The 13,512-nt window shown below is 32.1% G+C and carries 11 protein-coding genes and 1 pseudogene; 4 read left to right on the top strand and 8 right to left on the bottom strand.

Features of this window, described 5'->3' with window-relative positions; all coding sequences use genetic code 11:
- Window positions 1-78 precede the first annotated feature (78 nt).
- Window positions 79-1,221 carry a hypothetical protein gene (locus QTL86_RS01995; RefSeq protein ID WP_410496326.1) on the bottom strand — a complete coding sequence of 381 codons (1,143 nt, stop codon included), beginning with the start codon at window positions 1,219-1,221 and terminating at the stop codon, window positions 79-81.
- A 627-nt stretch (window positions 1,222-1,848) separates the two neighbouring features.
- On the opposite strand from QTL86_RS01995, the gene QTL86_RS01990 reads away from it, so the two are divergent.
- Both QTL86_RS01990 and QTL86_RS01985 read left to right on the top strand, forming a co-directional pair.
- A complete protein-coding gene (locus tag QTL86_RS01990; RefSeq protein WP_410496325.1) occupies window positions 1,849-2,838 on the top strand; it encodes an SMODS domain-containing nucleotidyltransferase in 990 nt (329 codons plus the stop codon).
- A gap of 16 nt (window positions 2,839-2,854) precedes the next feature.
- Complete coding sequence (locus tag QTL86_RS01985; protein ID WP_410496324.1) at window positions 2,855-3,718, top strand: S-4TM family putative pore-forming effector; 864 nt, start codon at window positions 2,855-2,857, stop codon at window positions 3,716-3,718.
- Between the two features lie 190 nt (window positions 3,719-3,908).
- Here the strand turns inward: QTL86_RS01985 and ligA are convergent, their stop codons facing one another.
- The 6 genes and pseudogenes from ligA to QTL86_RS01955 all read right to left on the bottom strand — a co-directional run bounded on the left by ligA (window position 3,909) and on the right by QTL86_RS01955 (window position 10,630).
- Entirely contained in the window at window positions 3,909-5,888 is a 1,980-nt protein-coding gene (ligA, locus tag QTL86_RS01980; RefSeq protein ID WP_410496323.1) for an NAD-dependent DNA ligase LigA, read from the bottom strand.
- 187 nt (window positions 5,889-6,075) lie between these two features.
- Window positions 6,076-6,390 (bottom strand): annotated as a pseudogene (locus QTL86_RS01975) (NAD-dependent DNA ligase LigA); the annotation flags it as partial.
- 152 nt (window positions 6,391-6,542) lie between these two features.
- The gene (locus QTL86_RS01970; RefSeq protein ID WP_013657963.1) at window positions 6,543-6,986 is read right to left on the bottom strand and encodes a hypothetical protein; all 444 of its coding nucleotides are present in this window, start codon (window positions 6,984-6,986) and stop codon (window positions 6,543-6,545) included.
- A gap of 138 nt (window positions 6,987-7,124) precedes the next feature.
- On the bottom strand, window positions 7,125-9,470 hold the full coding sequence (pcrA, locus tag QTL86_RS01965) for a DNA helicase PcrA (RefSeq protein ID WP_410496322.1): 2,346 nt from the start codon (window positions 9,468-9,470) through the stop codon (window positions 7,125-7,127).
- A gap of 86 nt (window positions 9,471-9,556) precedes the next feature.
- On the bottom strand, window positions 9,557-9,847 hold the full coding sequence (locus QTL86_RS01960) for a YerC/YecD family TrpR-related protein (RefSeq protein WP_013657965.1): 291 nt from the start codon (window positions 9,845-9,847) through the stop codon (window positions 9,557-9,559).
- 60 nt (window positions 9,848-9,907) lie between these two features.
- Window positions 9,908-10,630 (bottom strand): phosphatase, encoded by a 723-nt coding sequence (locus QTL86_RS01955; RefSeq protein ID WP_013657966.1) that lies wholly within the window; start codon window positions 10,628-10,630, stop codon window positions 9,908-9,910.
- A 140-nt stretch (window positions 10,631-10,770) separates the two neighbouring features.
- On the opposite strand from QTL86_RS01955, the gene QTL86_RS01950 reads away from it, so the two are divergent.
- A complete protein-coding gene (locus QTL86_RS01950; RefSeq protein WP_013657967.1) occupies window positions 10,771-11,631 on the top strand; it encodes a YitT family protein in 861 nt (286 codons plus the stop codon).
- Between the two features lie 116 nt (window positions 11,632-11,747).
- On the opposite strand, the gene trpS is transcribed toward QTL86_RS01950, so the two are convergent.
- Window positions 11,748-12,755 carry a tryptophan--tRNA ligase gene (gene trpS, locus QTL86_RS01945; protein WP_013657968.1) on the bottom strand — a complete coding sequence of 336 codons (1,008 nt, stop codon included), beginning with the start codon at window positions 12,753-12,755 and terminating at the stop codon, window positions 11,748-11,750.
- A 196-nt stretch (window positions 12,756-12,951) separates the two neighbouring features.
- Between trpS and QTL86_RS01940 the strand changes: the two genes are divergently transcribed.
- Window positions 12,952-13,431: an S-ribosylhomocysteine lyase gene (locus QTL86_RS01940; RefSeq protein WP_127067346.1), complete on the top strand. Its 480-nt coding sequence runs from the start codon at window positions 12,952-12,954 to the stop codon at window positions 13,429-13,431.
- Window positions 13,432-13,512 lie beyond the last annotated feature (81 nt).

The following is a 13,512-nucleotide window of genomic DNA, read 5'->3' as shown; positions in this document are numbered from 1 at the left end:
ATTTCTGTTTAAACGTTTTCATTTAGAAAGAAATACTTATTATTCTACTCGTTTAAATCTATACAAAAAAGTATCTTTTTAAAGTGGTGTAGGCGTCATTTCAAACCCCAGTTCCTGAATTTTTAGCAGTTGATTGAAAAAGTATTCACTTATAAGTGTTTGAGGTACCGTTTTAGGTCTATTATAATATGGAAGTTCCCAACCTTTAGAAATAGCAGACTCTCCATATCTAAGACACCCATTTACAACTCGCTGCATTGCATCCTCTTTTGACATTTCATTACTTTGATAAGCTCTTGTTGCTTCACAAACTTTTTTCCAAATAAGCGAATAAATTTGAGCAGTGGAGAAGTGCTGTAGTAGCTCTTCAAAAATGATATATGTTCTATCACCGAGTACAAAATCAAAATTCACACGTTCTAATTGATACCTAAGATAACTTAGGCACTCCTCAACAGCTATTTTAACCCATAAGCCATATGCAAGATGTTTATCCGCCTCTGAAAGTGCTGTAGGATAAAGAATAGATTGTATATATTCCTTTTTATCTCCAACAATTTCAATATTAAGGTTGTATTTTACTCTCCATATATAATAAGTATGCGGAAAATCTTCTTCTATAAAAGCAGAAACAGGTGATTCTGGACTCACAGTAATGATATTAGCCTCATAAAGATGCTTCAATAAACTTTTGGATTGTCTGCCATCAGGTGTAAGTTTATCAGGATCCATACCTTCAATCGTCATTAAATCCTCAGACAAATAGCCTCTAAGGAGTGTCCCCAAGAATACTTTTTGAAGAAAGTTTAATTCCTCATATTTAACAGAAGGACAAGGGTTACCATACACACCTCTTATTTGATTACGAGCAATTCCTTCTTTTTCTATATGGTCTCTTTTACGCTTTTCAACACAATTCTCACAATAGCATACTTTTGACGAAAGTGTATGCTTACAGTTTGGACATGCTTTAGGTTCATCAAAGATGTGACTTCTCAAGTTAGACTTAGCAATAGGCTTGATTTCTAAAGGCACACCACAATATTCACACTTTTCTTCGCAGCAGATATTAGGAAATAGTCTTATAAGATTTGATGGGGCAGTATCAATACCGTACTCCTCAATAAGTACCTTGGCCGTTTCTCCAGAATTCATTGCATAATAGCGCTGCATGAGTGTTTGAATTTCTTGTGTCGATAAGTGAGATAATTTTTGGTGCAAAATTAAAGCCTCCTAAAAAAAAATTTAAATATTAATTATAGCATTTAAAGGCATAGAATTAAATACATGAAAATTGGGGATTAATGCTCTATTCCTAATATAATCCTCACACCTAGTCTATATAACTAGCAATTAATAGGATTTAACATAATCATAATTGGTTTAAGCCATTCGTTTCAATATATACCCATGAATAATTATTCCTATAAATAGCTATTTATCTATATTGAATTTTTTATTTTATACTAAATATTTAGAAACATTACATTCTATGATAAAATATATATATTATGTGTTCAATATCTTGAAAATAATCTAATTAGCTCAGATTTTATTTCACACATAAGTAGCACAAAGGAGGATAGATGATGGCAAATCAATAGAATCTACATTATGGGATTTATACTATAAACTAAGGAAGTCTGTTGAACCTTATGAATATAAATATGTTATATTAAGCCATATATTCTTAAATTATTCATAAGATAAATTTAATAAACAAAGAGTAAAAACGACTATTAGTTTTTATATTTCCAATAAATATAGATTATTTCACAAACTAAAAGTATACTTAAGTTAGTAATTTTAATAACAGGTACTAATTTAAACAAGGAGGAGTAATATTATATGGCGATAACAGTAAATGAGGCCTTTTCAGAATTTATGAAAGATGTAGTTAATCTTATTCCAGATAGTACTAATAAAGCTAGGACAAGTAGGGATAACCTTATAGATAATATAAATGGTTTTAGCGGAGATGACGATTTTTTTGCTATTTATCAAGAAAGAAATTTAAAATTTGGTTCATTTGCTAGAAGAACTAAAATCCGTGAATTAGATGATATAGATTTGATGTTATGTTTATCTGCTGAAGCAACTCGAACCTATATTGAATCAACAGAATGTATTTATATAACTGGAAATGATAGCGATAAAGCAAATGCGATGCTTACAGAAGGTACTAATAACATAAATTCTACTAAAGTCATTAATCGTGTAATATCAAAGCTATCTGAGTTGAATGATTATAGCAAAGCTGAAATGCATAAAAATCAAGAAGCTGCCACATTGAAAATGAACTCTTATACATGGAACTTTGATATTATTCCTTGCTTTTATACAAAACATGATTTCTACCTAATTCCAGATGGTAGTGGAAACTGGAAAAAAACAGATCCTCGGATTGATAACGAGAGAACAACAACCGTAAATCAAAAGCACAATGGAAAAATTTTAGAACTCATTCGATTGATGAAATATTGGAATAAAAGAAAAGTGACCTTGACAATAGGCTCTTATCTATTAGAATGCATGATTCTAAATATATATGAGGAAAAAGAGACTAAAAAAAATTGGTGGATTGATTTGGAGTTCATGAATCTATTATCTGCGCTATCTAATGCAATTAAAAATGATGTGAAGGATCCGAAGGGTCTACAAGGAAATTTAAATAACTTCAATACAGCGGATAGACTTAAAATCAGTAATGCCTTGTATAATGCTTATAACAAGGCATGCGAAGCATGGAACTATGAAAATGATAAAAAGCAGAAGGAAGCAATAGGTAAATGGAGTGAGGTACTTGGCAGTTCATTTCCTGGGTACACTGGTAATTAAATATTAAGGAGGAAGTATGGGAAATACAATATGCGATAGACAAAATGAAGATAAATGTATATATTATCTAGCTGCGCAGAAGCAACTATACAATGAAGCAAAAAAGTTAGATTTAGTAGTTATACTATTTTCAGTAATTTTTCCTATATCTTTGGCAATACTACAAGATTTAATTGAAAACACTGAAAACATTAATGTAGTATCTTATGCATTATCTATAATGAGTATGCTTATTAGTTTTTTTATCAGCTCAAGTATATCAGAAAAAAAGAGCAATGCTGCCGAAATTCAACAACATTTTGATGTCTATGTTTATCAAATGCCATGGGATAGCAAATTATTTGGTAAACATAACAATATTACATGTATAGTATCTGAAAAATCCAAATTACTACTCAATAATCCAAAAGAGAAAGAGAAACTCTTAGGTTGGTACCCACCAGCCGCAGGGACTGTTGATCTAACAAAAGGAATTTTGATTTGCCAAAAAGAAAATTTTTATTGGGATGTTAGTCTGAGAAAACGCTTCAGGTTAACGAGTTTAATTGTTATAGGAATTTTTGGAATAGGTATCTTTGGAATAGGCATGATTAAGAACGAATCTGTAGCAATCTTGCTTTCAAGATTTGCATTTATTCTTCCAATGCTTCGATGGTTATTAGAAACAATTAAGCAACTTAATAAAGATATTAAAAATTTAGAAGAAATCGACAATCTAGTTAAATCTCCTGACATAAAAGAGATTGAGAATTTACAGGAAATTCAGAGTAAAATTTATGCACATCGTAAATCCTGCTATACTATCCCAAATAAGTTTTATCAAAGATATAAAGACAACGACGAAGATATGGCGCACCGCATTGCTTCAATGGATACATAATCCTTAATATATGTAAGCAGGCTAAGAGTGTAATATAGAAATAACAAACTAATAATAAGAAGAAGCTAGATTGATACATAGTAGTCAAATAATTGAGTTATAAGTCTAAAAGCATTAAGTATTATATCAAAGATAGCCCCTTCAATTTTGAAGGGACTATCTTTCTATTCTATATCTTTAAGTTTACTTTTTAGTTCACAAATAATCTCATAAATTCATCTTCACTAATTATTGGTATATTTAATTCTTTAGCTTTCTTATTTTTACCTGAAGTTGAAGAAACATCATTATTTACTAAATAATTTGTTTTGCCTGAAACACTACCTGTTACTTTTCCTCCATGTGATTCCACATATTCCTTAAATTCTTCTCGGTTCTTAAAGTGATGCACATCACCTGTAATAACAAAAACTATATTATTGAGAGCTCCATCTTTGCTTAATAATGGTTGAATCTTTTCTATAGATATCTCTTGTAGCAGTTTTTCTAAAACATCTCTATTTTTTTCATTCTGATACCAATTAAGAATTGATTTTGATTTTTCATAACCTATTCCATCTATATCTTCAAAACTTTTCTCCATTTCTAGTCTTTCAACGAATTCATCTATTCCCATTGTTGCAAAAATTTTCTTTGCTGCATCTACACCTATCATTGGAATACCCAATGAAGTAATAAATCTAGATAAAGTAGTATTTCTTGCTTTTTCAATAGCATTAATCAAATTATTATATGATTTTTCCCCAAATCCGTCCAAACGAACAATTTCATTTTTAAACTTATACAAATGAAAAATATCTGAGAAGTCATGAATAAATCCTTTGTTAATAAACTTCACTATAGTTTCCCTAGATAATCCATCTATGTCCATTCCTGACTTACTCACAAACCTTTCAAATTTCTTTATATGTTTTGCTGTACAACTTGGGTTAACACAATGTAATGTTTCTGTTTGACTCGTTGTACTAATATGAATCTTCGTGTCAGCACCACATACAGGACATTGAACTGGTATAGTAAACATAGTGCCATTACTATCTGCCTCTATGCATTTAGGAATAATCTTATTTGCTTTTATTATCTTTAACTTGGTTTTTCTGTCTGCCCCTATACCTAATCTTTTTAGTTCAGATATATTACATAGAGATGCTCTTGTAACTTTCGTTCCTTCTAATTGTACTTCATCAAATACCGCTACAGGTGAAATTGTACTCACAGCACAAGACCATTCTATATGGTCTAGTATTGTCTCTGCCACTTCATCTTCCCATTTATAAGCTAATCCTGCCCTTGTTGCGTGATGTCCAGTTACTGAACCTGTTGATGCATACTCTGTATCTTCATAAGTAATTACAAGTCCATCTAGTGGTATATCTATTTTCCCAGCTTCGACGTTGGCAGTCCATTTTTCAATAACTCCTGGTAATTTATTAGCATTAGTCAATTCTCTATCTACTGTAATAAATCCTAGTTCATCAAGAAAGTCCATTCTTTTACCCCATGATTTTATATCTTTTACTGTATAAACTAAGGTAAATGCATTAAATGTTATCTTTCTTTCCTTTAGAAGATCTATTCGAGTTGCATCTAATCCTAGAGAACCTGCCACTAAGTTTCGTGGATTAGCATACTTATCATCATCATCAATAGTATTATTTATTTCTTCAAAATCAGAATATGATATTGTAGCCTCTCCACGAATAACCATATGTCCTTTTTCTTTAATCTTTCTAGGAATGCCTTTAATTCCCTCAGCCATAAAAGTTATATTTGTCCCTTCATATCCATTTCCACGTGTTAAAATAGACTCCAATATGCCATCAGTATATGATAATACTAATGTAGCACCATCATACTTTCCTGTTACCCAAACTTCTTTATCTTCAGCCCATTTTTGGAGTTCTTCTATTTGCTTGGTCTTAGCAAGAGATAGTGCTGGAAATTCATGTTGTTCTCTGCGACCATTTGTAATATTCTCTACTGTACCCGTTTTTTGAGTTGGACTTTCTGGTAATACATAATTTGCGTTCTTTTCTAACTCTACAAGTTCATCATATAATCTATCCCATTCATAATTACTCATTATTTCATCTTTATCATTATAATAAGCTTCTGATGCTTCATTCAATTTATTTACTAATTCTTTTATTCTATTTCTCATTTTTTCCATCTATCTGCCTATGCCTTTCTTAAAGAAAACAAACGAAATCACTATTTTTGTCTACTTATAATATCGTCTATTTATTTAATTTAGTTTGTTTTTTTATAGTATAAACATATTTCTTATATATTGTTATTCCTAGATTATTTCTTATATATTCTTATAAACTAATTATATTTATAAAAGTATACTTATCATCAAGTTTCCATGAAAGTAAACCTTCTTGATTTCCTAAAAAAGCTTTTAATTTACTTACTTCTTTTGTTTTATCTAAAGAAAGCATCCGTTTAGGATGTGTGATTTTAGGTAAACTGCTAGCTATTTCATAACCTACTTTTTGTGTTACACTGCCTGCTAATATGATACCCGTTTCTTCTTCTAACCTTTTTAGTTCATCATAGAGCTTATCATATTCATAGTTACTCATGACTTCTCTATCTTCTTGTTCATAAGCATATGCTGCTTTTCCTAGCACGTCGACTAATTCTTTCATGCGCTCAACAGCCTTCATTGTTTCACCTCTTCTTTTAAACCTTTTATACTTTTATAGTTAAGATATGTGTTATATTTCGTTTTTATTAGTTTCACTTCTATTATAATAGAAAACTCCCCAAAATATAATAGCTCCAAAAAGTAAAGTTACCTTTTGGAGCCAAGTCTCCCTTAACTTTCCTTAAGCTTAGCCTTAGCAGGATCAATAGGACACCTTTCACATTTATTACCAAAGTACCTTTTAATAATAAATAAAATAGCTATGGCAATAATGCCTAATAATAAATCTATTGCACCACCATGACTAACCACTAATTTTCTAGCAATAGCGAAGAGTAATACATCAATCGTACTCCCTACTGTATGCTTGGAAATCATCTTAATAAATTCAACACCGATAATCAGTTGCAATCCAGTCGCTAAATACTCTTCCACAGGCATTGTAATATCTGGTGCTATTAATGCTACTTTCCCCATAGCAATCAACTCTGTTCCTAAATTAATGGCACCTATTAAAATCCCTATAAGAAGTAAGGCACTAATCAAGATTTCCACATAAGATGCTGCTTTTGCCATGATACTTCTTAATAATTTTTTGGTATTTCCTTCTACCATACCTTCTCCTTCAATGCTTTGTTATTAGCTTTGTTCTAGTTCTCTTTTGATTTTTTATTTATTATCTAACTCTATTTTCTTTATTACTTCTTATTCTCTTGATTTGTATCAATTTGCTATTTACTTTAATGGCTTACTTTACAGTTTCTTTAATTTAGCAAAACGTGTGCTTAACTGCTTAATATCACCATTTTCAAAAGCAATGGTTACAAAAATATCATTATTCACCTTGTCAACAGATTGAATAGTTCCCTTTCCAAATTTCATATGGCTTATTGTATCTCCTGCTACAAAGTCTGCTACTGGCTCTGGTATATTATCCAGTTTTTTACCTATATTTCCTAGCATACCAACCTTTTTAAAACTTGGTAAGCCAGGCTTTTCTGGTACCCTTGTGGCAAAACTACGTTTTTCTGATGCCGTTGCAGTAGTGGCAGTAAAGCTTCTTTTCTCTACTCCACCTTCAAAACCACCTGTGAAGTTTTTCTTTTCTTCAAAATGAGAGCTTGTAAACGCCTGTCTATTGCCTCTGCTATTATTTTCCTTATCTAACTGTGCTAAATTTGTTACTTCTTTGGGAAGCTCTTTAATGAAACGTGATGGCGCACTATATTGAGTACGTCCAAACATTGTTCTTTGGTCTGCATAAAGCATAAATAATTTTTCTCTAGCTCTTGTGATTCCCACATAGCAAAGACGTCTTTCTTCTTCTAGCTTATCATCACCTTCTGTTAAACTCATGTAACTTGGGAATAAGCCTTCTTCCACCCCTGGCATGAATACAACTGGGAATTCTAGTCCCTTAGCACTATGAAGTGTCATAAGGACTACTGAGTTACTATCTTCATCATAATTATCAATATCTGCTACTAGAGCTACTTCTTCTAAGAATTCTCCAAGGCTTGGATCTTCCGCTGTTTCCATATAGTGAATCGTTTTAGAAACAAGTTCATCAATATTACTTAAACGGTCTTCTGCTGTATCACCTTCTGTCATACGAATGTGATTTCTAAACTCTGTTTTTTCTATAATTGTTTCAAGTAAAAGCTTAATATCATTTTCTTCAGCTAGTTCTTGTAATTCATCTATTAAACCAGTAAAACCAAGTACCTTTTGACTTGGACCTGCTCCTAAAATACCCATTTCTTTGCAGAGTCTAGCTGCTTCTAAAAAGTCCATTTGATTTCGCTCAGCATACTCCTCAATGTTATTAACACTAGCAGCCCCAATTCCTCTTTTAGGTACATTAATAATACGCTTAATAGCAATATCATCTTTACTATTACATACAACCTTTAAGTAGCTAACTAAGTCTTTAATTTCTTTACGTTCATAGAAACGTGTACCACCTAATAAACGGTAAGGAATAGCTCCTGTAATGAGTTTTTCTTCCAGTACACGTGATTGTGCATTAGTACGATATAAAATAGCAAAGTCTTTATACTCACGTTCCCCATTTTCTATAGCATGAATGATAGTATTAGCAATAGTCTCTGCTTCTTGATATTCGTTATTTGTTGGAATAATAGAGATATTTTCGCCTTCTTCACTTTCTGTCCAAAGTGCTTTTGCTTTTCTACCTTTATTATGAGCAACCACACTATTAGCTGCATCCAGTATGTTTTTAGTCGAACGGTAATTTTGTTCAAGCTTAATAACCGTTGCATCAGCAAAGTCTTTTTCAAAACCTAAAATATTAGTAATATCTGCACCACGCCAGCCATAAATAGACTGGTCATCATCACCTACTACACATAAATTCTGATACCCCTGTGCTAGCATTTCTACAAGCTTGTACTGAGCACCATTAGTATCCTGATACTCATCTACTAAAATATAACGGAACTTACTTTGATAATAATCTAATACATCTGGACACTCTTTAAAGAGTAAATAAGTATTAACAAGTAAATCATCGAAATCCATCGCGTTATTCTCTTTTAATTTACCTTGATACTTCTCATAAATCTTAGCAAGCATTTTTTCTCTATAATCATCCCCAGCATTCATTATTGCTAATTTAGGGGTTTCTAGTTTATTTTTTTTACTACTAATAGCCCCCATAACAGTTCCTACAGGGAAGTTTTTCTCACTTATATCAAGAGCCTTTAGAGTATCTTTAATAAGCGTCTTCTGATCGCTTGTATCATAAATAGTAAAGAAACGTGAATAACCTAAACGTTCTCCATACCGTCTTAAAATACGTACACACATAGAGTGGAAGGTACTTACCCACATTTCATTAACAGCATCTTCAGCCACTAAGTTTCCTATTCTTTCTTTCATTTCCTTTGCAGCTTTATTGGTAAAGGTAATAGCTAAAATAGACCAAGGCTTTACCCCTTTATTTTCTACTAAATGAGCAATACGGTGTGTTAGCACTCTTGTTTTTCCTGATCCCGCTCCTGCCAAAATCAGAAGAGGACCTTCTGTATGCAATACGGCTTCTTTTTGTCTTTCATTAAGTCCTTTTGTAAAATCCATCTTTCTTTTCTCCTTTAAGTTTGAACTCAGGGAAAAATAAAACAGCCTTTTAAGCTGTCTTATTTGTTTTATGATGAGGCTTTCAATTACTTTTTGCCTACTCTATCTAATATTAATTTATAGCCATCTGAACCATAGCTTAAACATCTATTTACTCTACTAATAGTAGCTGTTGAAGCATGAGTAATTTGCTGTATATCTTGATAAGTCTTCTTTTGTTGTAGCATTTTAGCCACTTCTAGGCGCTGTGCGAGAGATTTAATCTCATTTACTGTACATATATCCTCGAAAAAAGCATAGCATTCCTCCACATTTTCCAGTGTCAAAATGGCTTCAAATAGTTTATCTGTTACATCATCTTTGATTTTTGAATTCATTTCCTACTAATCGCCCTTTCGCCATATTGTTTACTTTATCATTGTACAGTAATAAATTGATTATTTCAATCTCTTTTGGGAAATAAAGTCTACAAGTGCTTCTGGATTTGTATTTAATACTAACGTCTCTGGAAAGTCTAGTTCTTCAAGTAGCATAATAGATTCTTCAAACCCACCTACCACACTCATATGATGTGCATCCGAACCTAAAACAACAGGCATTTCATAGGCTTTACAGTAGGTAAGTAACTCTATTAAACTTTCTCTTACCCCAGGTCTAAAGCTAGTTGGTTTTAAAGAAGCATTGTTTACCTCTAAAAGTGTTCCTGTTGCTTTTGCCATTTTTACAATACGTTCAAAATCTAGGGGATATCTACTATCTCCTGGATGTCCAATGATTGAAATATATGGATTTTGCATCACTTTCTCAAGACCTCTTGTCACAGTCTCCACATCTGCAAAATCAATGCATGGTGGATGAAAGCTAGCAATAGCCATATCTAGTTCACCAAGGAGCTCCTCATCTACATCTAAATGTCCCTCATAATCTATGATATTAGCTTCTGCTCCTCTTAAAATTTTCACACCATCAATCTCATCTGGTAAACTTCTTAAGTTAGCAAAGTGAAAAGCATGCGCTCCACCGGGCATACCTTCAGTATGATCTGTAGTGGCTATAAGCTTTAACCCTTTTTCACTTGCTGCTTTTATATTTTCTGTAATCGTACTATAAGCATGTCCGCTTGCTATAGTATGCGTATGAATATCAGCTAAAATTTTCATTTTTTATATCCCTTCGTTTAAAGTATACTTTATTATAACATAATTTCTCATATAAAAATTGTATTTCGACATATTGCTTATTAGTTGCTTGTGCTTTATAGTAATAGGAGATTAATTATTAACTGCTTCAGGAGAGTTTCATGAAAAATAATTTTATTAATTACAACCGTATTTTTAGCATTATGATTGGCACCTTACTTCTCGCAATCGCCACTAATGGTGTTCTTATTCCTAATCAACTTTTAAGTGGTGGCGTCAATGGTATTTCCATGCTTCTTTATTTTTTATTTAATGCAAGAGTTAGTATTACTGTTATCTTACTTAACATCCCTATTTTTATACTTGGTCTTATTTTCCTTCGTAAAACTTATTTAACCTACAGCTTATTTGGCATGCTTATGCTATCTTTTTGGTTAGAGGTTACACATCCTCTTATTATTACTCAGGGAAATACCCTTTCTACACTTGTTGTTGCTGGCTTTTTACACGGTCTGGGTACAGGTATTATTTTCAGAGCTGATGGCTCTACTGGTGGAACAGATATTATTGCTAAAATTATCAATAAATACTTTTCTATTAATATGGCAACTGTTACCTTATATTTAAATGCTCTCATTGTTGTTTTATCTATTTACTTCTTTGGCTTAGATATAGCAGTATTAACCATTAGTACTATGTTTTTAAGTAGTCAAGTGGCTAACTTTGTAGTAGATGGTATTAACAGAAAACGTACCTTATACATTATTACAGAAAGTGAACACGCAGATGAACTTTCAAAATGCTTGCTTAAGGAATTACATCGTGGTGTTACAATGATTCCTGCTATCGGTGCCTATACTTCAGAGTCTAAGTACATTCTATTTACAACTGTTAGTATACGTGAAGTTGCTAAAGCCAAACAACTAGTGCTGCGTATAGATTCAAAAGCCTTTATGACTGTAACAGAAACCTCACAAGTAATAGGAAATGGTAAGGGCTTTTTGCCTCTTACCTCACAATAAATGATTTTTCCAGTTTTGCATACTAAAAAGCACTTATCTTTAGTTTTTACTTTAAAGATAAGTGCCTTTTTCTTTTCATATCATCCTTATGTTTATTTTACTTTCCTATTTGCTTCTTATCTAATAATAGGTGGAAAGCCTACTTTCTTTTGTACTTTTCGCAAAGTCTTAGTAGCTAAATAACTTGCTGTTTCTGCATTCTTTTTAATCACACCATCAATATACGCTTTATCGCTAGATAATTCTTTAAATCGATTTTGTAGTGGCTTTAATTCTTCTGCTACGGCTTCTCCTACTTTAACTTTAAAATCACCATAACCTTTACCTGCAAATTCATTTGTTACTTGCTCCATGGTTTGACCAGTAATAGCCCCATAGATTGTCATTAAGTTACTTACCCCTGGTTTGTTTTCTTCATCAAAACGTACTTCTGTTTCTGAATCTGTTACAGCACGTTTAAACTTACGGATAATGGTATCTGTATCATCGATAATACTAATAGAAGCATTGACATCTGTATCTGATTTTGACATTTTCTTAGTAGGGTCTTGAAGACTCATAATTTTAGCTCCTACTTTTGGAATATAAGCCTCTGGTACTTTAAAGGTATCACCATATAGATTATTAAAACGAATAGCAATATCTCTTGTTAACTCTAAATGCTGTCTTTGGTCAATTCCTACAGGTACTAAATCAGCTTGATATAATAAAATATCTGCTGCCATAAGTGCTGGGTACGTAAATAAACCTGCATTAATGTTATCACTATGTTTTTGAGATTTATCTTTAAACTGTGTCATACGACTTAATTCACCCATATAAGTAAAACAATTCAAAATCCAAGCTAGCTCTGCATGGGCAGATACGTGAGATTGCATATAAATAATATTTTTCTCAGGATCAAGGCCTGCTGCTATATAAAGCATCATTAATTCTCTTGCATTTTTTCTAAGTACTGCTGGATCTTGTCTTACAGTAATAGCATGCATATCTACAATGCAATATAAGCAATTATATTCATCTTGTAAATTCGTCCAATTCTTAAGGGCACCCAAGTAATTTCCTAACGTAATGATACCGGATGGCTGCATGCCACTAAAAATAACTTTTTTTTGTTCACTCATTTCGTGCACCTCTTTATCTTTTTATCTTATTTTATGTTATCAGACAACTTCTGCTAAATCAAGGGAAAACTATAAACTATCATCTATACGAATAATCATTCTTAGAGTATAATGGAGGTAAATTCAACTATATCTACTAACTTGGTAGTAGTTCATGTGTTTTATAAAAATATTAATTTAAAGAAAGGATTACACTATGAAAAAGATTGCTAGTTTTACTGTTAATCATATTGACTTATTGCCTGGGATTTATACTTCACGTGTAGATGCTATTGGCGATTATACTATTACAACTTATGACCTACGTATGAAACGTCCTAATTTAGAACCTGTTTTAAATACTGCTGAAATTCATGCCATTGAACACATTGGTGCTACTTTTTTACGTAATCATCCTACTTTTGCTGATGAGACTATTTACTTTGGGCCAATGGGGTGCCGTACGGGCTTCTATCTTATCTTAAAAGGTAATAGAAATCCTAAAGAAATTGCACCACTTATTACTGAGCTATTTGAATTCATTTCTCATTTTGAGGGAGAAATTCCTGGTGCTACAGCAAGAGACTGTGGTAACTACTTAGATTTAAATCTTCCAATGGCAAGATATGAAGCTAAACAGTATCTAGAAAATGTACTTCTTAAGCTCACAAATGCTAATTTAAATTATCCTCAATAGTCAATTTTACTATTCAAAAAAGAAGCTACAATACGCTTAAGTATTGTAGCTTCTTTTTTATATTTATCTATAAATTGCTTA

The sequence above is a fragment of the Cellulosilyticum sp. ST5 genome (assembly GCF_046529625.1).
Taxonomy (GTDB): domain Bacteria; phylum Bacillota; class Clostridia; order Lachnospirales; family Cellulosilyticaceae; genus Cellulosilyticum; species Cellulosilyticum lentocellum.
This window is presented reverse-complemented; position numbering and strand designations above follow the sequence as displayed.

What these genes read in the sequence shown, in the direction of transcription:
- QTL86_RS01990 (WP_410496325.1), top strand. Translation starts at nt 1,849, where the DNA reads ATGGCGATAACAGTAAATGAGGCCTTTTCAGAATTTATGAAAGATGTA.
- QTL86_RS01985 (WP_410496324.1), top strand. Translation starts at nt 2,855, where the DNA reads ATGGGAAATACAATATGCGATAGACAAAATGAAGATAAATGTATATAT.
- ligA (WP_410496323.1), bottom strand. Translation starts at nt 5,888, where the DNA reads ATGGAAAAAATGAGAAATAGAATAAAAGAATTAGTAAATAAATTGAAT.
- QTL86_RS01970 (WP_013657963.1), bottom strand. Translation starts at nt 6,986, where the DNA reads ATGGTAGAAGGAAATACCAAAAAATTATTAAGAAGTATCATGGCAAAA.
- pcrA (WP_410496322.1), bottom strand. Translation starts at nt 9,470, where the DNA reads ATGGATTTTACAAAAGGACTTAATGAAAGACAAAAAGAAGCCGTATTG.
- QTL86_RS01960 (WP_013657965.1), bottom strand. Translation starts at nt 9,847, where the DNA reads ATGAATTCAAAAATCAAAGATGATGTAACAGATAAACTATTTGAAGCC.
- QTL86_RS01955 (WP_013657966.1), bottom strand. Translation starts at nt 10,630, where the DNA reads ATGAAAATTTTAGCTGATATTCATACGCATACTATAGCAAGCGGACAT.
- QTL86_RS01950 (WP_013657967.1), top strand. Translation starts at nt 10,771, where the DNA reads ATGAAAAATAATTTTATTAATTACAACCGTATTTTTAGCATTATGATT.
- trpS (WP_013657968.1), bottom strand. Translation starts at nt 12,755, where the DNA reads ATGAGTGAACAAAAAAAAGTTATTTTTAGTGGCATGCAGCCATCCGGT.
- QTL86_RS01940 (WP_127067346.1), top strand. Translation starts at nt 12,952, where the DNA reads ATGAAAAAGATTGCTAGTTTTACTGTTAATCATATTGACTTATTGCCT.